The 21,731-nt window shown below is 73.5% G+C and carries 23 protein-coding genes; 3 read left to right on the forward strand and 20 right to left on the reverse strand.

Going from position 1 to position 21,731, the window contains the following annotated elements; all coding sequences use genetic code 11:
• Nucleotides 1-13 precede the first annotated feature (13 nt).
• From ACYVOM_RS18345 to ACYVOM_RS18355, 3 genes are all read right to left on the reverse strand, one after another.
• Nucleotides 14-676 (reverse strand): GNAT family N-acetyltransferase, encoded by a 663-nt coding sequence (locus tag ACYVOM_RS18345; protein WP_460304621.1) that lies wholly within the window; start codon nucleotides 674-676, stop codon nucleotides 14-16.
• A 31-nt stretch (nucleotides 677-707) separates the two neighbouring features.
• Nucleotides 708-1,880, reverse strand: a complete 1,173-nt coding sequence (locus tag ACYVOM_RS18350; protein WP_460304622.1) for a polysaccharide deacetylase family protein — start codon at nucleotides 1,878-1,880, stop codon at nucleotides 708-710.
• 154 nt (nucleotides 1,881-2,034) lie between these two features.
• A complete protein-coding gene (locus tag ACYVOM_RS18355) occupies nucleotides 2,035-2,862 on the reverse strand; it encodes an oxygenase MpaB family protein (RefSeq protein WP_460304623.1) in 828 nt (275 codons plus the stop codon).
• Nucleotides 2,863-2,973: 111 nt separating this feature from the next.
• Between ACYVOM_RS18355 and ACYVOM_RS18360 the strand changes: the two genes are divergently transcribed.
• Both ACYVOM_RS18360 and ACYVOM_RS18365 read left to right on the forward strand, forming a co-directional pair.
• Nucleotides 2,974-3,576 (forward strand): TetR/AcrR family transcriptional regulator, encoded by a 603-nt coding sequence (locus ACYVOM_RS18360; RefSeq protein WP_460304624.1) that lies wholly within the window; start codon nucleotides 2,974-2,976, stop codon nucleotides 3,574-3,576.
• A 17-nt stretch (nucleotides 3,577-3,593) separates the two neighbouring features.
• A complete protein-coding gene (locus tag ACYVOM_RS18365) occupies nucleotides 3,594-4,238 on the forward strand; it encodes an NAD(P)-binding oxidoreductase (protein ID WP_460304625.1) in 645 nt (214 codons plus the stop codon).
• Nucleotides 4,239-4,256: 18 nt separating this feature from the next.
• On the opposite strand, the gene ACYVOM_RS18370 is transcribed toward ACYVOM_RS18365, so the two are convergent.
• The 12 genes from ACYVOM_RS18370 to uraD all read right to left on the reverse strand — a co-directional run bounded on the left by ACYVOM_RS18370 (nucleotide 4,257) and on the right by uraD (nucleotide 16,023).
• A complete protein-coding gene (locus tag ACYVOM_RS18370; protein ID WP_460304626.1) occupies nucleotides 4,257-5,375 on the reverse strand; it encodes an XdhC family protein in 1,119 nt (372 codons plus the stop codon).
• Entirely contained in the window at nucleotides 5,368-5,916 is a 549-nt protein-coding gene (locus ACYVOM_RS18375) for a nucleotidyltransferase family protein (protein ID WP_460304627.1), read from the reverse strand. The genes ACYVOM_RS18370 and ACYVOM_RS18375 overlap by 8 nt, the downstream gene beginning before the upstream one ends.
• Nucleotides 5,916-6,908 (reverse strand): allantoicase, encoded by a 993-nt coding sequence (alc, locus tag ACYVOM_RS18380; protein WP_460304628.1) that lies wholly within the window; start codon nucleotides 6,906-6,908, stop codon nucleotides 5,916-5,918. Before alc ends, ACYVOM_RS18375 begins: the two co-directional genes overlap by 1 nt.
• A complete protein-coding gene (gene allB / locus ACYVOM_RS18385; RefSeq protein ID WP_460304629.1) occupies nucleotides 6,898-8,232 on the reverse strand; it encodes an allantoinase AllB in 1,335 nt (444 codons plus the stop codon). Before allB ends, alc begins: the two co-directional genes overlap by 11 nt.
• Entirely contained in the window at nucleotides 8,229-9,365 is a 1,137-nt protein-coding gene (locus ACYVOM_RS18390) for a DUF6986 family protein (RefSeq protein ID WP_460304630.1), read from the reverse strand. Before ACYVOM_RS18390 ends, allB begins: the two co-directional genes overlap by 4 nt.
• Nucleotides 9,359-11,617 (reverse strand): xanthine dehydrogenase subunit D, encoded by a 2,259-nt coding sequence (pucD, locus tag ACYVOM_RS18395; protein WP_460304631.1) that lies wholly within the window; start codon nucleotides 11,615-11,617, stop codon nucleotides 9,359-9,361. Before pucD ends, ACYVOM_RS18390 begins: the two co-directional genes overlap by 7 nt.
• Nucleotides 11,618-11,699: 82 nt before the next feature.
• Nucleotides 11,700-13,052 carry an 8-oxoguanine deaminase gene (locus tag ACYVOM_RS18400; RefSeq protein ID WP_460304632.1) on the reverse strand — a complete coding sequence of 451 codons (1,353 nt, stop codon included), beginning with the start codon at nucleotides 13,050-13,052 and terminating at the stop codon, nucleotides 11,700-11,702.
• Nucleotides 13,049-13,522 carry a (2Fe-2S)-binding protein gene (locus tag ACYVOM_RS18405; RefSeq protein ID WP_460304633.1) on the reverse strand — a complete coding sequence of 158 codons (474 nt, stop codon included), beginning with the start codon at nucleotides 13,520-13,522 and terminating at the stop codon, nucleotides 13,049-13,051. The genes ACYVOM_RS18400 and ACYVOM_RS18405 overlap by 4 nt, the downstream gene beginning before the upstream one ends.
• Nucleotides 13,513-14,373 (reverse strand): FAD binding domain-containing protein, encoded by an 861-nt coding sequence (locus ACYVOM_RS18410; RefSeq protein WP_460304634.1) that lies wholly within the window; start codon nucleotides 14,371-14,373, stop codon nucleotides 13,513-13,515. Before ACYVOM_RS18410 ends, ACYVOM_RS18405 begins: the two co-directional genes overlap by 10 nt.
• A complete protein-coding gene (gene pucL / locus ACYVOM_RS18415) occupies nucleotides 14,361-15,221 on the reverse strand; it encodes a factor-independent urate hydroxylase (RefSeq protein WP_460304635.1) in 861 nt (286 codons plus the stop codon). The genes ACYVOM_RS18410 and pucL overlap by 13 nt, the downstream gene beginning before the upstream one ends.
• A gap of 2 nt (nucleotides 15,222-15,223) precedes the next feature.
• Entirely contained in the window at nucleotides 15,224-15,520 is a 297-nt protein-coding gene (gene uraH / locus ACYVOM_RS18420) for a hydroxyisourate hydrolase (protein WP_460304636.1), read from the reverse strand.
• Nucleotides 15,517-16,023 (reverse strand): 2-oxo-4-hydroxy-4-carboxy-5-ureidoimidazoline decarboxylase, encoded by a 507-nt coding sequence (uraD, locus tag ACYVOM_RS18425; RefSeq protein ID WP_460304637.1) that lies wholly within the window; start codon nucleotides 16,021-16,023, stop codon nucleotides 15,517-15,519. The genes uraH and uraD overlap by 4 nt, the downstream gene beginning before the upstream one ends.
• A 104-nt stretch (nucleotides 16,024-16,127) precedes the next feature.
• Between uraD and ACYVOM_RS18430 the strand changes: the two genes are divergently transcribed.
• On the forward strand, nucleotides 16,128-17,555 hold the full coding sequence (locus ACYVOM_RS18430; protein WP_460304638.1) for a PucR family transcriptional regulator: 1,428 nt from the start codon (nucleotides 16,128-16,130) through the stop codon (nucleotides 17,553-17,555).
• 84 nt (nucleotides 17,556-17,639) lie between these two features.
• Here ACYVOM_RS18430 and ACYVOM_RS18435 read toward each other — a convergent pair whose 3' ends face one another.
• From ACYVOM_RS18435 to ACYVOM_RS18455, 5 genes are read right to left on the reverse strand one after another with little or no spacing between them, the layout of a single operon-like run.
• Nucleotides 17,640-18,212, reverse strand: coding sequence for a GrpB family protein (locus tag ACYVOM_RS18435; RefSeq protein ID WP_460304639.1), 573 nt, complete (start codon nucleotides 18,210-18,212; stop codon nucleotides 17,640-17,642).
• A 31-nt stretch (nucleotides 18,213-18,243) separates the two neighbouring features.
• Entirely contained in the window at nucleotides 18,244-19,026 is a 783-nt protein-coding gene (locus ACYVOM_RS18440; RefSeq protein WP_460304640.1) for an ABC transporter permease, read from the reverse strand.
• On the reverse strand, nucleotides 19,023-19,793 hold the full coding sequence (locus ACYVOM_RS18445; RefSeq protein ID WP_460304641.1) for an ABC transporter permease: 771 nt from the start codon (nucleotides 19,791-19,793) through the stop codon (nucleotides 19,023-19,025). Before ACYVOM_RS18445 ends, ACYVOM_RS18440 begins: the two co-directional genes overlap by 4 nt.
• Nucleotides 19,790-20,560 carry an ABC transporter ATP-binding protein gene (locus ACYVOM_RS18450; RefSeq protein WP_460304642.1) on the reverse strand — a complete coding sequence of 257 codons (771 nt, stop codon included), beginning with the start codon at nucleotides 20,558-20,560 and terminating at the stop codon, nucleotides 19,790-19,792. Before ACYVOM_RS18450 ends, ACYVOM_RS18445 begins: the two co-directional genes overlap by 4 nt.
• Nucleotides 20,553-21,614 carry an ABC transporter substrate-binding protein gene (locus ACYVOM_RS18455; RefSeq protein WP_460304643.1) on the reverse strand — a complete coding sequence of 354 codons (1,062 nt, stop codon included), beginning with the start codon at nucleotides 21,612-21,614 and terminating at the stop codon, nucleotides 20,553-20,555. The genes ACYVOM_RS18450 and ACYVOM_RS18455 overlap by 8 nt, the downstream gene beginning before the upstream one ends.
• Nucleotides 21,615-21,731 lie beyond the last annotated feature (117 nt).

Consider the following 21,731-nt stretch of genomic DNA (forward strand, 5'->3'; position numbering starts at 1 on the left):
GGCGGGCCGCCGCTCATGGCTCGGCGACGGCCGCGTCCTCGGAGAGGCCGAACATCGGCAGGCACGGCCCGAGCCCGGTGATCTCGGCCTCGACGGTGCGGTGCGCCGCCCAGGACTCCCGGTCCAGGAGGTACAGCGTGTCCTCGACCCGGCGGCCCTGGATCGCCGAGAAGCGGATGCCGTTCTCGCGGTAGCCGAGCCGCCGCGAGATCGCGTTGGACGCCGCGTTGTCGGTATGGGCCGCGCTGCCCGCCGTCCGCGCGCCGAGGCCGGCGAAGACGAGCGCGAGGACCGCCGCGCGCATCTCGGTGCCGTATCCGCGGCCGTGGGAGGCCAGGCCCAGCCAGGAGCCGGTCTCGGCGTGGCGGGCGGTCCGGAATCCGCGGGCGAAGGCGTCCTGGAAGCCGATCGGCTCGCCGTCGGCGAAGACGGCGAGAGGGAGGTTCCAGTCTTCGGCCTTCCAGCTTCCCAGCCGGGTCCAGTAGAACTGCGCGACGCTGCGCGCGACCTGCTCGGGCGGCTCGGAGGTCCACGGCACGCTGAACGGCATGGCGTCCGGCGGGTGGATGCCGGCCGCGGCGACCTCCGCGACCGCGTCGAGTTCGTGCTCGCGGGGCAGGCGGAGTTCCAGGCGCGGGGTGCGCACCCGGAGTCCGAAGAGAGGCCAGTGCTTCATGAACCCATGGTGTGGGTCGCGGTACCGGCTGTCACCTGATTTTCCCGCCGTCCGCCGCTGGGGAGGCGGGGGCCAGGTAGCGGGGCCAGCCGCGTGCGGGCGCCTTGCCGACGGGCAGCGCCCGCAGTCTGGCGAGGACCGCCGGGTCCTGGAGTTCGAGCCACTCGACGAGCTGCCGGTAGGAGACGAACCGGACGTCGGGCCGGCGCGCGTTGCGGGTGAGGAGCTCCTGGACGGCTTCGAGGTAGATGCCGCCGTTCCAGTGCGCGAGATGCGTGCCGACGATCAGGGGCGCCCGGTTGCCCCGGTAGGCGCGCTCGAAGCCCGCCTGGAGCACCGCGCCCGCCTGCTTGCGCCAGCGCGGCCTGAGGTGGGCGCTGCCGTGCCGGCCGCGGTGGACCTGGACGCGCAAGAGGTCGAGGTCGGTGCCGCGCACCTCGCGGGCCCGTCCTGGCAGCGGGAGGGTCTGGACGGGCAGGCGCCACAGGCCCCGGTCCCGGTGCGGCCACACCTGGCGGCCGGTGCCTCCCGCGTCGTACTTCCAGCCGAGCTGCCGGGCCGCCTTGCGCAGGGCCCGCGGTCCGCCGGGGCAGGGGGCGCGTCCTCCGGCGAGGTCGGCGGCGGGGTCGAACGGCAGGGGCGGTAGGTCGGTGAAGCCGGTGTGGGTCTTCCACGCCCCGACGAACCCGACGGACTGCTCGATCTCGGACTTCCAGTCGGCGGCCGTCCAGCGCCGGACCCCGGCGCAGCGCCGCCCGTTGACCTGGGCGCCTATCTCGTTGCCCTCGCGCCAGGCCAGGCCCAGGTTGAGGATCGTGTCGCGGATCTGCGCGTCGGTGGGGGAGACGTGGCGGGAGGCGCCGGCGGGCCGGTGAGGCGGCCGGTAGAGGTCCCGCTGCCGCTCGGGCAGCAGGTGCAGCCCCGAAAGGAAGAAGGTCATCGTGGCCCCGTTCAGGCGGGCGGTCTGACGGACCCGCGCGAACGTCCCGGCCGCCGTGCCCGCCCCGTCCCAGGACAGGACGACGAACTGGGGAGGCCGCTCGCCGGGCCTGATCCGCTCGGGGGTCCAGGCGCGCGGCTGCGGCCCGCTGACGACCGCGGACCCGTCGCCGGGGACGGACGCGGCGGGCGTGCCCGGCGCGGGTGCCTCAGGCGCCTTGTCGAAGAGGCCGCACCCCGCCAGGAGCGCGCCCCCGAGCCCCAAAGCCGCCCACCTTGTCCAGCGCCGCACCCTGTCCCCCCGCCGTCCCGTCCGCGATCCCGGGAGCCGAGGATCCCGGACCGGGCGGCGGCACCGCGTCCGCTTGGCGAATCCTCACCGAAGATTTGCCGGAACCTGACGTCAGCGGAACCTGACGTCAGCGGGGACTGCCGTCCCGGGAGAAGGCGCGGCGGGCGTGCGGGGCGTAGCGGACCGCCTTGGGCAGCACGTTCCACAGGCCGTCGGCGCGTCGGACGGTCCGGGCGAAGGCCTGGTAGCGGCGCTCGTCGGCGGCCGACCAGGGCAGGTCGAGGATCTCGCGGGTCCTGGGCGGCAGCCCGCCCACGGTGAGGAAGCGCGCGACGGCGTTGACGGGCGCGCCGAGGACCCTCCAGACCGCCGCCGGGACCTGCTTGGGCCGGGGCAGGCCCTTGGTGGCGTACCCGACGCTGTAGCGGGCCGACTTGTGGGCGGTGACGCGCTCGGCGAGCATCCCGTCCCAGTACTCCTGGAAGCCCGCCCAGTCCTCGGGCACGGGCCGGTCGCTCACCCCGTACATCGCGTACCAGGTTCTCGATTCCTGGTACATGGCCTCCTTCTCGGCCTTGGTGAGGGGCCGGATGAAGGTCTCGGTCGAGTAGAAGAGGTGGTCGACGAAGGTGGCGTGCGCCCAGAAGTAGATGTCCGGGTCGAGCGCGTGGTATCTGGCGCCGTCCGGCATGGCGCCCTTGATGTCGCGGTGGTAGTCGCGGACGGTCGCGCCGGTCTTGCGGGCGTCGGGGCCGCCGTAGACGGTGCCCAGGATCGGCCCGGCCGAGCGCAGGAGGCGGCCGAGGGTGTCGGAGAAGAAGACCGAGTGGTCGAGGACGCCCTGGCCGAGTTCGGGGAGCATGAGCTGGAGGATGCCCGCGCGCGGGCCCGTGAGCAGCGTCCGGTTGTCGCCGAGGAAACGCCAGGTCAGGGACGTGGGACCGAGGGGCTGCACGAGATGACTCCTCCTGTGGGCGGTGCCGGACGGGCGGCTGTCCCGCCATTATCTGGTGGCAGCCGCCACCGACTATGGTTTTCCGGTGCCGAGGCGTCAAGATGGGAGGCGATGGGATCTCCGACACGTTCGTACCGGGGCCGCTCCGCGGCCGAGCGCACGGCAGAGCGGCGCGAGCGGCTGCTGACGGCGGCCTTGGAGCTGTGGGGCGACGGCGGCTGGGCCTCGGTGACCATGCGCGGCGTGTGCGCGCGGGCCGGGCTGAACGACAGGTACTTCTACGCGAGCTTCGCCGACGTCGAAGCGCTCCTCCTGGCCGTCTACGACCGCGCGCTGGAGGACCTGGTGCGCCACCTCGACCGGGCCGCCTCCGCACAGCCCGATCCGCGGCTGCGCCTGCGCCGGGCGATCGGCGCGTTCGTCGGCGCGTTCGCGGCCGACCCGCGGCGCGCCAGGGTGGGCCTGGCCGAGCCGGCGGGCAGCCCCGCGCTGGAGCGCAGGCGCCGCGCCACCTACGCGATGTTCGCGGCGCAGGCGCGCGGCGAGCTGCACCCGGCGGACGCCACGGGCTTCGAGACCGCGATGTTCTTCGCCCTCGGCGGCGCGGCCGAACTGGTGATCCGCTGGGTCGAGGGCACGCTCCCGCTGACCGCCGCCGAACTCGAGGAAAGGGTGGCGACACTCGTCCTGTCGGTCGTGGAGCCCCATCTGTGACCTGCGATGATCAAGGCATGCGCATAGTCATCGCGGGCGGACACGGCCAGATCGCCCTTCACCTGCTCAAGCAGTGGCCCGACGGCTCGGCGGTCGGCCTGATCCGCGATCCCGGCCAGGCGGCCGACCTGGAGGCCGCCGGCCAGTCCGCGCTGGTGCTCGACCTGGAGCGGGCGACCGTCCAGGAGCTGTCCGAGGCGATCTCCGGCTTCGACGCCCTGGTCTTCGCCGCGGGCGCGGGCCCGGGCAGCGGCGCGGCGCGCAAGAAGACCGTCGACCAGGACGCGGCGATCCTCTGCGCGGCGGCGGCCGAGCGGGCGGGCGTGCGGCGCCTCGTGCAGATCTCGGCGATGGGCGCCGACACCATGCCGGACCGGCTGAAGGACGAGGTCTGGGCCGCCTACATCGAGGCCAAGGCGGCCGCGGAGGCCGACCTGCGCACCCGCGACCTCGACTGGACGATCCTGCGCCCCGGCCTTCTCACCGACAAGCCCGCCCAGGGCAGGGTCAGGCTCGCCCCGGCCACCGGCCGCGGCGAGATCCCGCGCGCCGACGTCGCCGCGGTCATCGCCGCCCTGCTGACCCAGGGCACCGGGGTCCAGGAGACCCTGGAGCTGATCCAGGGCGACACACCCATCGACGAGGCCGTCGCCGAGGTCTGACCTTGCGGCCGGCTCAGCTCAGCGGTGGATCGAGCCGAGGCCGCGCGTCAGCGGGACCGCGGTGCCGGACCAGCGGGCGGCGATGATCTCGGCGCTGATGCTGATGGCCGTCTCCTCTGGGGTGCGGGCGCCCAGGTCGAGGCCGATCGGGGAGTGCAGCCGGGCGAGCTGGGCCTCGGTGAGCGAGGTCGCGCGCAGGCGCGCCATGCGGTCGGCGTGGGTGCGGCGCGAGCCCATCGCGCCGACGTAGGCCACGGGCAGCTTCAGCGCGACCTCCAGCAGCGGGACGTCGAACTTGGCGTCGTGGGTGAGGACGGCGAGGACGGTCCGGCCGTCGATCCGGCCCGCGGCGGCCTCCGCGGCGAGGTATCTGTGCGGCCAGTCCACGACGACCTCGTCCGCGCCCGGGAACCTGCGGCGGGTCGCGAAGACGGGACGTGCGTCGCAGACCGTCACGTGGAAGCCGAGGAACGAGCCCGCGCGGGCGAGGGCCGCGGCGAAGTCGATCGCCCCGAAGACGATCATGCGGGGCCGCGGCGCGTAGGACTGGACGGCCAAGGTGAGGTCGCCGTCCAGGCGTTCTCCGTCGCGGCCGTAGCGCAGCGTCCCGGTGGTCCCGGACGCGAGCATGCCCCGGACGTCGTCGATGGCGGCCTCGTCGAGCCGGGCCGAGCCGAAGGTGCCTTCGGCGGAGTCCGCGCGGATCACCATGCGGCGTCCGAACGCCGCGGCGTCGGCGGGCTCCACGCAGGTGGCGACGGCGACGGGCGTTCCGGCCCGGATGTCGGCGACGACCCCCGCGAGCTCGGGGAAGGACTCCGGGCTGATCCGCTCGACGTAGACGTGGATGGTCCCGCCGCAGGTGAGGCCGACGGCGAGGGCGTCGTCGTCGCTCACCCCGTACCGTTCGAGGACGGGTCCGGCGGCGGCATCGGTGGCGGCGGCGTGGGCGAGGTCGTAGACGGCCCCCTCGACGCAGCCTCCGGACACGCTGCCGAGGGCCTCGCCGGCTTCCGACACCAGCATGGCCGCGCCGGGCGGGCGCGGCGCGGAGTTCCAGGTCTCCACGACCGTGGCGAGCCCCGCCGGGCGGCCCGCCGACCACAGCTCGTGCAGCTCGTCCAGGACGTCACGCAAGGGGCACGTCCATGTCGGTGCCGTCGGCGATGTCGTCGCAGGGCACCCGCTCGTGCTCGTGCAGCCTCAGGTAGGGCCGGGCCCCCACGTCGCCGACCGCGAGCTCGGCGACGCCCGCCCAGTGCTCGCGGCCGAGGACCACCGGGTGGCCCTGGCGGCCCTCATAGGTCGCGACGCGCAGGGTCGCGCGTCCCGCGCCCTCAGCGAGCCGCTGAACGGCCTCCGGGGTGATCCACGGGGTGTCGACCGGAAGCACCACCACCGCGTCGGCCTCCAGCGCGGCGAGGCCGGCCCGCAGCGACGAGCCCATCCCCGAGGCCCAGTCGGCGTTCACCACGACGATGACGCCGGGCAGCGGCGGCACCCGGCGCGCCTCCGCGCCGAGCACCGCCACCAGGGGCGCGCACCCGGCCTCCCGCAGGGTCCGAACGCCGTGCTCGACGAGCAGCAGATCCGGGTCGCCGGGAGTCGGGACGAGCGCCTTGGGCATGCCGTAGCGCCGTCCCGCCCCAGCGGCGAGCAGAAGGCCGGGGATGGTCACTAGTCCTCCTGGAGTCCGTTCCACCGCGCGGCCATGTCCGCGCGGGACTGCGGGGGGAGGGTGCCGTACAGCCGGAAGCGCGCCATGCCTCCGTCGGGGAAGATGTCCAGCCGGACCGCGTCCACCGGCCGGTCGGCGGTGACCAGGCCGGCCGGGACGCGGAAGCGGTGCCGGGTGTCGGGCTGGAGCGGGACGCGCTTCAGCAGCACCGGCCCGTCGAGCGCGCTCACCTGCGCGCTGCCCGGGCAGTTGCCCTTGAAGTGCGAGGTGTCGAGCTCGATGAGCTGCGGGATGCCGGGGGCGGCCAGCTTGACCTCGACCCAGTCGTTGCCGTCGTCGCGGCGCCGCTTGGTCTCCCAGCCCTCGCCCATGGTCGCGGCGAGGCCGGGCAGCAGGAGCTGGTTGGGCGAGCCGTAGAACCGGTCGGAGCAGTCGGTGACGGCGCCGCCGTTCTCGGCGGCGGCCAGGTCGAACACGTCGGGGACGAGCGCCGGGTCGATGATCGGGCTGCCGTGCACCCGCAGCCGGGCGACGCCGCCGTCGGGGTAGATGTTCAGCCGCACATGGGTGACCAGCCGCTCCGACGGCACCGGGAAGGAGTTCTCGGTGTCGCCCTCCAGCTCGGAGCGGGGGATGAGCGGGAACCAGGCGGCCTTCTCCAGCTCCTCGGCGGACGGGTAGTCGGGCAGGAAGCACCCGTCCACCGACGCCTCGGTCGGGTAGTTGCCGGTGAAGAAGGCGGTGTCGACGATGATGTTGCGGAGCACGCCGGGCACGCCGAGGCGCACGATCGCGTGGTCGTGCCCGGGCTCGCGCCGCCGCCGGGTCTCCCAGCCGTCGTAGATCTGGCCCTTGTGCCCGAAGGTCGCCAGGGTGAAGGTCGGGCGGTGCGGATTGATCAGGTTCTCGCGGTCGGCGAAGAACTCGTCGTTGGCGGAGACGACGGTCCCGCCGATCGCGCGTGAGGCCAGGTCCAGCAATTCAGTGAACAACGCTTTCCTCTCGGTGCAGGAACCGTCCGGCGGGGTCGCCGCCGGCCGGCGTGCCGCGCAGCCACGTCGTGTGGACGACGCCGCGAAGGGTCCTGCCGTGGTACGGGGTGACGGGATTGCGGTGGAAGAGGCGTGCCGCGTCCACCGTGAACTCCTCGTCCGGCGCGAACGCGACGAGATCCGCGTCCGCCCCCACCGTGATCCTTCCCTTCGCGGGCAGTCCCACAAGATCGGCGGGCGCCCGGCTCATCCATTCAACGAGAGTACTGAGTGGAATGTCGCGTTTTACGGCCTGTGTCCACATGGCGGGCAGACCGAGCTGGACCGAGGCGATCCCGCCCCAGGCCGTCGCGAAGTCGCCTTCCTTCAGGTCGGGCGTGCAGGGGGAGTGGTCGGAGACCACGCAGGTGATCACGCCCTCCTTGAGCGCCTCCCACAGGGCGTCCTGGTGGGCGCCCTCCCGGATCGGAGGGCAGCACTTGTACTCGGTCGCGTGGGACGGCACGTCCTCGGCGCGCAGCGTCAGGTAGTGCGGGCACGACTCGGCGGTGATCCGCACCCCCTCGGCCTGCGCCTCGCGCAGGTGAGGCAGGGCGTCGGCGGCGGCCAGGTGCAGGATGTGGGCGCGCGCGCCGGTCCGCCGGGCCGCCTCGATCACGGTCCGGACGGCGGCGGCCTCGGCCTCCGGCGGCCGGGACGCCACGAAGTCGGGGAACGCCGGACGGGACTCGCCGACCAGCTCCGGATCTTCGGCGTGCACGATGAACAGCGCGTCCGGGACCGTCCGCATGGCCTGCTCCAGGCCGGCCGGGTCCAGGGGCGGGAACTCCGGCACGCCGGAGTCGATGAGGAAGCTCTTGAACCCGAAGACCCCTGCCGCGTGCAGCGGCGCGAGGTCGCCCGCGTTGCCCGGGATCGCGCCGCCCCAGAAGCCCACGTCGACGTGGATCTGGCCCTCGGCGGCCTTCCTCTTGACCTCCAGGGAGGGCACGTCCACGGTCGGTGGCAGCGAGTTGAGCGGCATGTCGACGATCGTCGTGACCCCGCCCGCGGCGGCGGCCCGGGTCGCGGTCGCGAAGCCCTCCCACTGGGTGCGGCCCGGCTCGTTGACGTGGACGTGCGTGTCCACCAGACCGGGAAGGAGCACGAGGTGCTCGGGGAGGTCGGTGACGTCCTCGACGGCGGCGTCGTACGGGAGGATCTCGGCGATCTTCCCGTCGCGCACGACCACCGTCGCGGGCCGCTCGCCCTCGGGGAGCAGCACCCGCCTTGCGCGGACGGCCTTCAGCGGGCCGCCTTCGCCGATCGTTCCAGGCGTCGTCACAGGCCCTCCAGAGTGGACGTGGGGAAGGGGAGGTCGGACGGGGCCAAAGCGCCGCAGTCCAGGGCGCGCCGAAGGTACGACGCGAGGGCGCGGGCCGTGGCGGGCTCGTCGAGGAATCCGCTCTCCGTCCGGTTCAGGTAGGCGTCCAGCCGGGCGACTGCCTCCTCGGCGCCCTCCCGGTAGAACGCGTAGTTCGCGGCGAACCGGGTCGGGAGCTGCGCGGGGTGCAGGTCCCAGCCCTGGTAGAAGCCGCGCTCCAGCGAGCGGCGGACCAGCCGGGAGTGCAGCGCCCAGGCGTCCCGGGTCCGCGCGCCGACCGGCATCACGTTGGTCGAGCCGTCGCTGAGCCGGACCCCGGTGAGCGCCGCCGCGGCCTGCATGACCGCCTTGGCGTGGTCGGCGGCCGGATGGTCCATCGCCTGGTAGGCGGCGGCGATCCCGCAGGAGGCCGAGTAGTCGTAGGTGCCGTAGTGCAGCCCGGTGCAGCGGCCCGCCGAGGCGTGGATCATCGGCGCGACGAGCGCGGTGCCGTCCGGGCCGAGGATCGACTGCGGCGTCTCGATCTGGATCTCGAACCGTAGCTCGCCCGGCGTGGACTCCAGCGTCGCGCAGACCGCGACCATCGCCTCGACCTGAGCGACGGAAGTGACCTTCGGCAGGGTGACGACGAAGCCCGCGGGCACCCCGCCCATCTCGTCCAGCAGGATCTTCAGGGTCCGGACGGCCCGGCGGCGCAGGTCCGCCTCCAGGCACTTGATCCGGATTCCGGAGAACGGGGTGATCCTTGCGGCGAGGATCTCGGCGGCGGCGCGGGCGTGCGCGTCCTCCTGGGCGTCGTCGCGGCGGCCGTAGCCGTCCTCGAAGTCGATCCGGAGGTCCTCGATCGGCTCGTCGGCGAGCTTCGCGCGGACCAGCGCGTCGAGTTCGGGCGGGTAGGGCAGGCCGTGCTCGTCCAGCGCCGCCAGGGCCGCGCGCCCCCAGGTCGAGGGCAGGTCCGCGGTGGCGCGGTCGGCCGGGACGTAGACGGTGTGGACGGGCTGCCGGCCCGGCCTGTCGCCCGGATAGCGCGCGGTGAGTTCGGCGTCGGCCGTGGCCAGCCGCCCGTCGAGTTCGGTGTAAAGGGCTTCTAGCATGCGGTTCCTGTGATGTGCTCCGGGCGCACGGGCACCCGGGTGAGGGCCGTGCCCGTCGCGGCTCGGATGGCCGCGACGACCGCCGGGGTCGAGGAGATCGTGGGGGGCTCGCCCACCCCGCGCAGCCCGTAGGGCGCGTCGGGATCGGCGAGTTCCAGGATGTCCACCGACATCGGCGGCATGTCCATGATCGTGGGTATCAGGTAGTCGGTGAACGAGGGATTGCGCACAACCCCGTCCACCACCTGGATCTCCTCCAGCAGCGCGAGGCCGAGGCCCTGCGCGGTGCCGCCGTGGATCTGCCCCTCGACGGCCTGCGGGTTGACGGCCTTGCCCACGTCCTGCGCGGTGGCGATCTCCACCACCCGGACCAGGCCGAGCTCGACGTCGACGTCGACGGTCGCGCGGTGCGCGGCGAAGGCGTACTGGACGTGCGCGTCGCCCTGGCCGGTCTCGGGGTCCAGCGGGTACGTGGTCTTGTGCCGCCATTCGACGGTCTCCTCGACGGGGCCGCCGCCGAGCACGTCGGCGAGCGGTGCGACGGGGTTCCCGGAGGCGTCCACGACGTGCTCGTCGGCGAGGCGCAGGCCGTCGCCGAGCCCGGCCAGCACCCGGTCCCGGACCGCCTCGCAGGCGGCCTTCACGGCCCCGCCCGTCACGTAGGTCTGCCGGGAGGCCGACGAGGAGCCCGCCGAGCCCACCGAGGTGTCGGCGGGCGCGATCGTCACCTGGGAGACGCCCAGTTCGGTCCGCGCGATCTGGGCGAGGACCGTCACCAGGCCCTGCCCGACCTCGGCCGCCGCGGTGTGCACGAGCACGGCAGGGCGGTCGCCGACGAGTTCGAGCCGGACCCGCGCGGTCGAGTAGTCGTCGAAGCCCTCGGAGAACCCGACGTTCTTGATCCCGATCCCGTACCCGACGCCGCGCACGACGCCCTCGCCGCGCGTGGTGTTCGCGGTGCCGCCGGGCAGGAGGGCGGCAGGGCCGGGCGCGGGCCGCCCCTGCACCAGCCGCAGCAGCTCCGCCACGGGCGCGGCCCCTTCGACGATCTGGCCGGTGGGCATCCGGTCGCCCACCTTGAGCGCGTTGCGGACCCGGATCTCCACCGGGTCCACCCCGACGGCCTCGGCCAGCCGGTCCATCTGCGATTCGTACGCGAAGCAGGCCTGGACGGCCCCGAAGCCGCGCATGGCTCCGCACGGAGGGTTGTTGGAGTAGACGACCCGTGAGTCCATGACGACGTTGGGCACGTCGTACGGGCCGATCCCGAGCGTCGCGGCGTTGGCGGCCACGGCGGGCGACGACGAGGCGTAAGCGCCCCCGTCGAGCAGGATGCGCGCCTTCACGTACACGAGGCGGCCGTCAGCGTCGGCCCCGTGCTCGTACCAGAGACGGGCCGGATGCCTGTGGACGTGCCCGAAGAACGACTCCTCGCGGCCGTAGACCATCTTCACGGGGCGGCCGGTGCGCAGCGCCAGAAGGCAGGCGTGGATCTGCATCGACAGGTCCTCGCGCCCGCCGAACGCGCCGCCCACCCCGGCAAGGGTGAACCGCACCTTGTCGGGGGCGAGGCCGAGGCTCTCGGCGACCTGGCCCCGGTCCGAGTGCAGCCACTGGGTCGCCACGTACAGGTCGACGCCGCCGTCGTCGGAGGGGACGGCGAGCCCGGATTCGGGCCCGAGGAACGCCTGGTCCTGCATCCCGACCTCGTAGACCCCGCTGACGACGACCTCCGCCGACGCCGCGGGGTCGCCCTTGCGGATCGGCACGTGCCGCAGCAGGTTCGGCCGGTCGGCGTGCACGCGCGGCCCGTCCGGGCGCACCGCGGCCTCCGCGTCCGTGACGGGCGGCAGCGGCGCGTACCCGACCCGGATCGCCGCCGCGGCGCGGGCCGCGGTCTCAGGATGGTCGGCCGCCACGATCGCGACGGGCTCGCCCTGGTAGCGCACCTCGTCGAAGGCCAGCACGGGCTGGTCGACGACTTCGAGGCCGTAGACCTTGCGTCCAGGCACGTCCTCGTGGGTGAGCACGGCCCGCACGCCGTCGATCGCGAGCGCGGGCCCGACGTCGATCCCGGTGATCCGCGCCCGCGGATGCGGGCTGCGCAGCGTCGCCCCCCACACCATCTGATCCGCCCACAGGTCCGACGAGAACGCGAACTCCCCGGTGACCTTCAGCCGTCCGTCCGGCCGCCGAGGGCTGCTCCCCACCCCCGCCTCGACCCCCGCGGCCAGCCCCACGTGCGCCGTCATCGGCCCTCCCTCCGCAGCGCGCGGGCCGCGCGGACCGCGGCCTTCGTGTTCGGGACCCGGCTCCCGCGGGCCGTCCGGGGGCTCATGTCGCGGCTCCGGCCAGGCGGGTGCTCGCGCGGGTCAGCGCGGCGGCGAGGGCGGTCTCGTCGGCGGTGGCCAGGCGGCCGTCGCGGACGACGGGGGAGCCCGCGACGAGCAGGGCGGCCAGCGGCGGCTCCGCGCCGAGGACGAGGGCGGCGACCGGGTCGGCGATGCCGGCGTGGGCGAGGGTGTCGAGCCGCCACAGGGCGACGTCGCCGAGCTTGCCGGGCTCCAGCGAGCCGATCTCGTCCTGCCTGCCGAGGCAGCGCGCGCCGCCCATGGTGCCGAGCCGCAGCGCCTCGCGCGCGCTCAGCGCGGCGGGCCCGCTCGCGAGGCGGGCGAAGTAGAGGGCCTGGCGGAGTTCCGGGGCGAGCCGCCCCGCCTCCTGGGAGGCCGCGCCGTCCACGCCGAGTCCGACGGGCGCGCCGGCGCCGAGCAGCGCCCGCACCGGCGCGACGCCCGCGCCGAGCCTGCCGTTGGAGCTCGGGCAGTGCGCGACGCCGGTGCCGGTCCGGCCGAGCGTGGCGATCGACGCGGCGTCCAGGTGGACGGTGTGCGCGAGCCACACGTCGGAGCCGGTCCAGCCGAGGCGCTCGGCGTACTCCACGGGCGTGCAGTCGAACCGCTCCCGGCAGAACTCCTCCTCCTCGACGGTCTCGGCGAGGTGCGTGTGCAGCCGGACGCCCTTGTCGCGGGCCAGCGCGGCGGCCTCGCGCATGAGGTCCTCGGTGACCGAGAACGGCGAGCACGGCGCGACCGCGACCCGCAGCATCGCGCCCGGCGACGGGTCGTGGTGGGCGTCGATCGCGTCGGCGGTCGCGGCGAGCGCGGCCTCGGTCGTCTCGACGATGTTGTCCGGCGGCAGCCCGCCCTGGGAGGCGCCGAGGTCCATCGAGCCCCGGCACGGGTGGAAGCGCAGCCCGATCCCCCGGGCGGCCTCGACCTGGGCGGCGAAGACGTCGCCGCCGTCGCGGGGGTAGACGTAGTGGTGGTCGGTGCTGGTCGTGCAGCCCGACAGCGCCAGCGTGGCGAGGCCCGCGCCCGTCGTCGCGTGCACGATCTCGGCGTCGAGCATGCCCCAGACGGGATAGAGGGCCTTGAGCCACTCGAAGAGGATCGCGTCCTGGGCCAGCGCGCGGGTGGCCCACTGGTACAGGTGGTGGTGGGTGTTGACCAGGCCCGGGGTGGCCAGGCAGCCCGTCCCGTCGAGCACGAGGTCGGCGCGGCGCGGCGCGGGCCCCGGACCGACGGACGTGATCACGCCGTCCTCGATGAGCACGTGGCCGCGCGCGTGCTCGGTGCCCGCGGCGTCGACGGTGGCGATCGCGGCGTTCTCGACCAGGGTGGACGTCATCGGCTCCGGTCCCTCTCGGCGGCGGCGAGGCGCACCGCGTCCATGATCTTCTCGTAGCCCGTGCAGCGGCACAGGTTGCCCGCGAGGGCCTCGCGGATCTCGGGGTCGGACGGCTCGGGCACCCGGTTCAGCAGGTCGTGCACCGCCACGACGAGGCCGGGCGTGCAGAACCCGCACTGCACCGCGCCCGCCTCGAGGAACGCTCGCTGGACGGGGTCGAGCTCGTCTCCTTCGGTCAGGCCCTCCACGGTGACGACCTCGCGGCCCGCCGCCTGGCCCGCCGCGACCAGGCACGCGCAGACCGCGACCCCGTCGAGGTAGACCGTGCACGACCCGCACTCGCCCTGCTCGCAGGCGTTCTTGCTGCCGGGCAGCCCCAGCCGCTCGCGCAGGACGTAGAGCAGGCTCTCGCCCTCCCACACGTCGTCGGCGGTGCGCGGCACCCCGTTGATCCTGCAGGTCACCCGCATAGCTCGCTCCAGGCCCAGGTCAGGGTGCGGCGCGCCAGCACGGCGAGGGTGTGCCGGCGGTAGGCGGCGGTGCCGCGCACGTCGTCGATGGGGGAGGCGGCCGCGGCGACCAGCTCGCCGAACCGCGTGGTCAGCTCCGGTGGCAGGTCGGCGCGCTCGCCCCAGGGCAGCGCCCCGGCCGCGAACGCCTCGGCCTCCGGCGCCCGCAGCGGGGTGGGCCCGGCCGATCCGATCCCGGTGCCGACGCTCCCCGCGCCCCCGGCCTCCGGGCGGAGTTCCAGCGCGAACGACGCCACCGCGATCACCATCGCGTTCCGGGCGCCGATCTTGGCGAACTGCTGCGGGCCGGGCGCGGGCGGCACCAGCACCGCCGCGATCAGCTCGTCCGGCGCGAGCGCGCTCCGCTTCGGGCCGAGGAAGAACTCGGCGATCGGGACGGTCCGCACGCCGCGCACCGAGGCGGCCTCCACCACCGCGCCGGACGCCAGCAGCGGCGGATGGCCGTCCCCGGCGGGCGAGGCGGAGCCGAGGTTGCCGCCGAGGGTCCCCCGGTTGCGGATCTGCGGCGACCCGACGGTCCGCGAGGCCATGGCGAGCCCCGGGAGCCGGTCGCCCAGCTCGGACATGATCCGGGCGTAGGACACGCCCGCGCCGATCCGGACGAGCCCGTCGGCCTCGGACCACTCGCGCAGCTCACCGATCCGGGTCAGGTCGAGCAGCGCCTCCGGCCGCCGCCTGCGGAAGTTCAGCTCCACCATGACGTCGGTGCCGCCGGCGAGCGGCACCGCGCCGGGCAGCTCCGCCTTGGCGGCCAGGGCCTCGGCCCAGGTCCGCGGGCTCAGGAACTCCACGCGAGCCCCTCGTCCGGGGCCCCGTCGCGCACCACGCCCCCCTCGATGAGGCCGTAGGGGCGGTCGGCGGCGAAGTAGACCTCGTCGGGGTTGTCCAGTCCGAACGGGGACAGGTCGACCAGGAAATGGTGCTTGTTCGGCAGGGCCAGCCTGACCTCGGCGACCTCGGGCACCTTCTCCAGGACCCGGGCGCCCATCGCGTGGAGCGTCTGCTGGAGCGACAGGCTGTAGGTCTCCACGAAGGCGGAGATCAGGGACTCGCGGATCAGCGCGTAGGCGGGCCCCCAGTCGACGTCCAGGGTCCCGAACCGCCACGTCGCGGCGACGTCGGTGGCCAGGATCCGCTCGGACGTCTCGGCCAGGGTCGTGTACTCGTCGCGCGGGAAGCCGTGGAACTCCGAGTCGGTCGTGTTCATGAGGGTCAGGCCGCGCAGCCCGCCCGTCACCCACGCGCCGTCCTCGGTGACCGTCGCGACGGCCGAGCGGATCTCGCCGCCCGCCTTGGCGAAGGAGTGGTCGCCGACCCGGTCCCACGAGTAGGCGTCGATCGCGACGCGCGCCTTGTGGATCTGCTCCTGCGACGCGACGAAGTGGCTCGCCAGCGTCGTCGCGAACAACTCGATCTCGCCGATCCCGAACCGCCGCGCGAACGCGTACACCGTGTTCTTCTGCGAGTCCGTCGGCAGGACGCCGGAGTTGTCGCCGGTGAGGTGCGTCGCCGCGAGATCACCGGAGAGCTTCGTGCTGACGTTGAGGTCGGTGACGGTGTGCCGCCCCCCGTCGCGCTCGACGCGCACCAGCCGGACCTCGGCCTTGCCGTAGCCGTTGGGACCCAGATTGAACTTCATCTCTACGAACCCCTGTAAGTCGTGTAGCCGTACTTGCTGAGGAGCAGGGGGATGTGCAGATGGCCCTGCCCGTCGGCGTCGAAGACGATCGACACCTCGGGGAAGAACGACTGGGGCACCTCGAACCTGAGCCGGTGGCGGCCCGGTGCGGCGTGCCAGCCGGAGATCCGGCCGTCGTCATCGGTCATCCCCTCCGCGACCGTCTCCCACCCCTGCGGGCCGAGCCGGTCGAGCGCGACGGGGATCCCCTGCGCGGGACGTCCCAGGGTGGTGTCCAGGACGTGGGTGGAAAGACTCATGGGTTCACCAGCTTCTCCAGGCGCAGCCGCACGATCGCGGCGAGTTCGCGGCGCACGACGCGCTGCTCGGACCCGGGATCGTTGCCGAGCCGGTCGAGGGCGGCCTGCAGGACCTCGCCGGCGGTGCGGCCGGTGGCGCAGATGAGGAAGACATGGCCGAACCGCTCCTCGTAGGCGAGGTTCGCGGCCACCAGGGCGTCCTTGGCGGCGGTGTCGCCGGTGGCCGCCGCCGACTGCTCCTGGCGCGACCAGGCGGCCTCCTTCTCCGACCGCGACGCGCCCGAGGCCCGGTCTCCGATCCGCGGATGGGCCGAAAGGGCCGTCAGGACCTCGTCCCAGGACAGGCCGTCCAGGACGGAGACCGCGCCCTCGGTGAAGGCCGCGAGGTCCGGATACGGCCGCCCGTCGGCGACCTCGCGTGCCCAGCGCGGGACGGCGCAGCAGGCCAGCAGGCCCTCCTCGGCCTCGGCCCGGGGCGCGGTGTTGAAGTCCGCCATCGTCATGACCTGAGTCAATCTCCCCGGGTAGCACCACCGAAACGTGCGAAGCACCGAAGATGAAACAACGCGGGGCTAACTTCTTTGGAGACCGCTACAAGGAGGGGACCATGCAGCTCAGGGACGTGCTGGAGCAACCCGGCCGGAGCCTGCCCGTCCTGATCGGCGCGCAGCAGCTCGACCGGCCGCTGCGGTCCAGCTTCACCACCGACCTCCTCGACCCCGGCCGGTACCTGGTGGGCGGCGAGATGGTGCTCACCGGGCTGATGTGGCGCAAGGACCCGGCCGACTCCGAGGTGTTCGTGGAGAACCTGGCGCGGGCCGGGATCGCGGCGCTCGGCGCGGGCGAGGGCCTGCTCGGCTCGGTCCCCGACGATCTCGTCGAGGCCTGCCGCAGGCACGCGGTCCCGCTCTTCGCCGTCCCCGCCGACGTGTCGTTCCGCGAGATCACCGAGCGGATGGCGACGGTCCTGTGGGCGGAGCGCGAGGCGGCCTCCCTCGCGGCCCGCAGCCGGCACCGCGGCCTCGTCGCCGCGCTCACCGCGGGCGCCACGCTCCGCGAGGTGTGGCCGTCAGTCAACGCCTGGACCATCGGCTCGTCCGGGAGAGTGCTCGCGGGCGGGCGGCTGCCCGAGGCCCGCCGCCTGGCCGGCGCGTTCCTGTCCGCGGACCGCCTCCCGGCCGCGGCGACCCTCGACGGCAGGCTCTACCGGATCGAGGGCCTGCCCGGCGTGCCCCGGCTCGGCGGCAGGTTCGTGGCGAGCCTCTCGCCGGAGGGCATGGACGAGCTCGTCTCGCTCGCCGCGCTCGACCTGGCCAGGTCCGAGAGCGCCCGCCAGATCGAACGCAGGCTCGCCGCCCAGCTCGTCGAGGTGCTCGGGGCGGAGGAGAGCCCGGTCGCGGCCCTGCGCGCCTGCGGCCTCGACCCCGCCGCGCCCCACCTCGTCCTCGTCGGCTCGCTCGCGGGCGGGCCCGCGGGCGCCCTCCTGGAGGAGGTGACGAACGGGGCGGTCGCCGATCTCGACGGGACCGCCGTCGCCGTCGTCCCGGACGGGCCCGGACGGCTCGCGGAACTGCGCGAGGACGTGGCCCGGATGTCGGTCGCGACCCGGGTGACGATCGGCGTCAGCCGGGCCGCCCGCGCACCGCAGGGGCTGGCCGCCGCGCTCACCGAGGCGCGCCACGCGCACACCTACGCGCTGGAGCGGCCGGGCCGCGCCCACGTGGTGAGCTGCGAAGAGCTGGCCTCCCACGACCTGCTCCTCGCCGGGATCCCCGCGTCGTCCCGCAAGGCGTTCACCGAGCGGCTGCTGGCCCCGCTCGTCGACTACGACGCCCGCAACGGCTCCGAGCTGGTGCGCACCCTTGAGGCGTTCCTCGCCTGCGACGGGTCGTGGACGCGCTGCGCGAGCATCATGCACGTCCACGTGAACACCCTGCGCTACCGGATGCGCCGGATCGCCGAGCTGACGGGCCGCGACCTCGACCTGTTCGCCGACCGGGTCGACTTCCATCTGGCCCTGCGGCTCCGCCGCTGATCGGACACCGCGGCTCCGCCGCTGATCGGACACCGCGGCTCCGCCGCTGATCGAGTGCCGCGGCTCCGCCGCTGATCGGGGCGCCTAGAGCCCGGCCTCGCGCCGTGCCTGCGCCTCGCCGACCGGGCCGCCGAGCAGCCCGTCGATGAACGCGGACTTGGCGTCGGTGTAGCCGGTGCGGTCGTCGCCGTGCCGGGCGGCGAGTTCGTGCTTGAGCCCGGCGTAGGCGTCGCGGGCCTCCTCGTCCTTGCGGAGCAGGTCGCGCAGCTCCAGGTAGCGCTCCCACTGGACGTCCCCGGGAACGATCCCGTGCAGGTGCGCGAGCGCGTGGTCCGGGGCGCCCGAGGGCTCCAGGACGAACAGGAGACCGCCCCGGTCCCCGGTGTCGCCCCGGTAGCCGTAGCCGAGCGGCGCGACGGCCTCGGCCACCGCGCCGGGGTCGGCGCCGGGGACCAGCAGCGCGGCGATGTCGATGATCGGCTTGGCGGGCAGCCCCGGTACCGAGGTGGAGCCGACGTGCTCCAGGTCCGAGGCCAGCCCGCCGAGCGCGGCGGCGAGGTCGGCGGCGAGCAGCGTGTAGGTCTGCGGCCAGCGCGGGTCACTGGGGACGACCTTGACGGTTCCGTGCCGCAGCCCGAGCGGCGGGGTGTCGGTCATGACTCCAGTGTGGCGGCCCGGCGGCCGCGGGTCAGGCGTTACGGCCGAACCGCGCGAGGACGATGTTCTCGATCACGCTGATCACCGAGTAGACGGCGAGGGAGACCAGGGTGATGACGACGACGCTCGTCCACAGGTTGTCGGACTCGAACGTGCTCACGTCCTGGAGCATCCGGTAGCCGATGCCCTTGCCGGTGGCCAGCCATTCCGCGAGCATCGCCCCGATGATGGCGCCGGGGGCGGAGATACGGGCGGAGGTGAAGAAGGCGGGCAGGGCAGAGGGGATGAGCACCTTGCGCATGGCCGTCCAGGTGCCGCCGCCGTAGGCGCGCACGAGGTCGATCGCCTGCGGGGACGCCGAGCGCAGCCCGAGCACGAGGTTGACCAGCGCCGGGAAGAACACCACGATCCCGACGATGATGGTCGTCGCGGTCAGCTCCCGGCCGAAGACCAGGGTGAGCACCGGGGTCATCGCGACCAGCGGCACGCTGCGCATGATCATGGCGATCGGCATGAACGCCTGCTCGGCGGCGGCGGACAGCACGAACGCGACGGAGATCACCGAGGCCCCGAGGAGCCCGACGACGAGCCCGAGGCCCGCGTCGATCAGGGTGATCGACAGGTCGTCCCACACGAGCGCGCGGTTGGCCTCGGCGGTCTCGGCGGTGAACAGGTAGGCCCACACGTCTCCGGGGCCGCGCACCACCATCGGGTTCATGTCGAACTCGCGGATGAAGACCAGCCAGGCCACCACGACGAGCACGAGCGAGACGGTGATGGACAGCAGTGTGCCCGCGGTTCTCTTCAGGATCACGATGTACGCTCCCAGGGCATGGCGAGCCGGGCGACGAGGGCGATGACCGCGTAGCCGAAGCCGGCGAGCGCGCCCGCGACGATGGCGACCCCCCACGTCCGCTCGGTGGCGAGCTGGGTCTGCGCGACGACCATGGCGAGGCCGAGCCCCTGGTCGACGCGGCCGAGGAACTCGCCGATGATCGCGCCGAGCACCGCCGACGGCGCGGCGATCTTCAGCGCCGCGAAGCTGGACGGCAGCGCCGCGATGAGCCGCACCTTGACGAGCTGCTTCCACCGGCCGCCGCCGTAGGCGCTGACGAGGTCGAGGCTCGCCTTGTCGGCGGCGCGCAGTCCGGCGAGGACGCCGATGAGCGTGGTGAACAGCACCTGGAGCGCGGCCATCGCGACCATGGGCGAGTCGCCTTCGAGCACGACGGTGAGGATCGGGCCGACGGCGATGACGGGCAGGCAGTAGGAGGCGACGCCGACCTGCGTGATGACCCGCTCGGTCTGCGGGATGAGGATCACCAGCAGGGCGAGGGCGAACGCGATGGCGTTGCCCCAGAAGAAGCCGCGCAGGGCCTCCCACCCCGTGCCCTCCAGGTGCGGCCAGTAGTAGTCCCAGCCGTCGTCGGCCAGGGCCTTGGCGGTGCCCCACGGGGTGGGGACGGCGTCGCCGGGGACGGTCAGGGAGGCGATCTGCCAGGCCGCGACGAGGGCGACGAGGCCGGCGAGGCCCGCGGCCCACTTCGGAAGGGCGAAGCTCCTTTCGCCGGCGGCCTTCACTCCTGCGTCCCCGGGCCGAACAGCAGCTCGGAGAGCTTGTCCTGGTAGGCGTGGAACTCGGGCGCGCGCATGACGTCGGGCGTGCGGGGCCGGGGCAGCTCGATCGGCACCTCGGCGGTGACGGTGCCGGGCCGCGGGCTCATCACCGCGACGACGTCGCTGAGGAACACCGCCTCGGAGATGCTGTGCGTGACCAGCAGCGTGGTGACCGCGCGCTCGGTCCAGATCCGCTGGAGCTCCAGGTTGAGGCGCTGGCGGGTCATGTCGTCGAGGGCGCCGAACGGCTCGTCGAGCAGCAGCACCTGCGGTTCGACGACCAGGGCGCGGGCGATCGCGACGCGCTGGCGCATGCCGCCGGACAGCTGCGCGGGCCGCGCCTTCTCGAACCCTTCGAGGCCGACGAGCTTGATGAGGTCCTGCACCTGGTTCTTGGCGGGCTTGATCCCGGCGACCTCCAGCGGCAGCCGGATGTTCGCCGTCACCGACCGCCACGGCAGCAGGGCCGAGTCCTGGAAGGCGATGCCGAGGTGGTGGCTGCTGCGCGCCACCGAAGGCGGCTCGCCGTGGAGGAGGGCCTCCCCGGCCGTCGGCTTCTCCAGGCCCGCGAGGATGCGCAGGACCGTGGACTTGCCGCAGCCGGAGGGGCCGAGGAGGGACAGGAAGGCGCCCTGCGGGGTCCGCAGGTCCACGCCCTTGAGGGCGGTGACGGACCTGCGGCCCAGCTTGAACTCCTTCACCAGGCCGTTGAGGGTGATGCCGTCAGACAAGAGAGGGGTCTTCCTTGTAGACCTCTTCGACGATCGACATGTCGAAGAGCTTGTCGGCGGTGATGTCCAGCCCGGCGAACTTGAGCGTGGCGATGTTCTGCTCGATCAGCTCGGGCGTGATGGTGAACAGGCCGTTCTTCTTGGTGTCCTCGGTGTTGATGAGGTTGTTCTCGTCCTTGGACTCCAGGATCTGCTCCTCGAGGTCGAGGCCGAGGTCCTTGCCGTACTTCTCGACGGCGAGCTTCGCGCCGAGCGACGGGTCCTTGAAGTTCTCCTTCCAGCCCTTGGCCTGGGCGCGGATGAAGGCCTTCAGGGTGTCGCGGCGCTCGGCGATGGTCTTGTCGGCGACGACGTAGACCTCGCTGACGAGCGGGTAGTTCTGGTCGGCGAACATCATCGTCTCGACCTCGAAGCCCTTGATGCGCAGCGCGTTGGGCTCGTTGGTGACGAAGGACATCCAGCCGTCGACGGTGCCGGTGGTGAGCGGCATCGGGTCGAACTGGACGGGCACCTTCTCCAGGCTGGAGGGGTCGATGCCGTTGGCCTTGAGGAACGCGGCCCAGATGGCCTCGTTCGTCGCCTGGACGCCGATCTTCTTGCCCTTGAGGTCGGCGACGGTCTTGATGGGCTTGTCGGCCATCGACAGGATGCAGAAGGGGTTCTTCTGGTACTCGGCGCCGATGATCTTGATCGGGGCGCCCTTGAGGATGGCCGCCGCAGCGGTGTCGGGGGCGCTGATGCCGATGAGCGCCTTGCCGGAGACGACGTCGGTCTCGGCAGGGGTCGCGGTGGGGCCGCCGCCGATCAGCTCGAAGGAGCTGAACCCCTCGGCCTTGTAGTACCCGTTCGTGTCGGCGATGTAGGCGCCGGCGAACTCCACGTTCTTGACCCAGGAGAAGCGCAGGCTTCCGGCGCCGATCGCGCCCGCGGCGGCGGTGGCCTGGTCGGTGGGCTCGTCGTCTCCGCAGGCGGCGAGCAGCGGGGCCGCGGCGAAGAGGCCGGTGGCGAACAGGCCGCCCCGCAGGATCGCGCGGCGGTCGAGGTCATACGTCACTGAGGGCTCCGATCAGGGGGGTGTTGCGGCGACTCAGGGGGTGACGTTAAGGAGGCGCTGTTGCGCCAGAGGTCCACAATAGATTCAGGCTTGTTACGCAAATCTCACCATTTGTCG

It is taken from the genome of Actinocorallia aurea, from assembly GCF_054783995.1.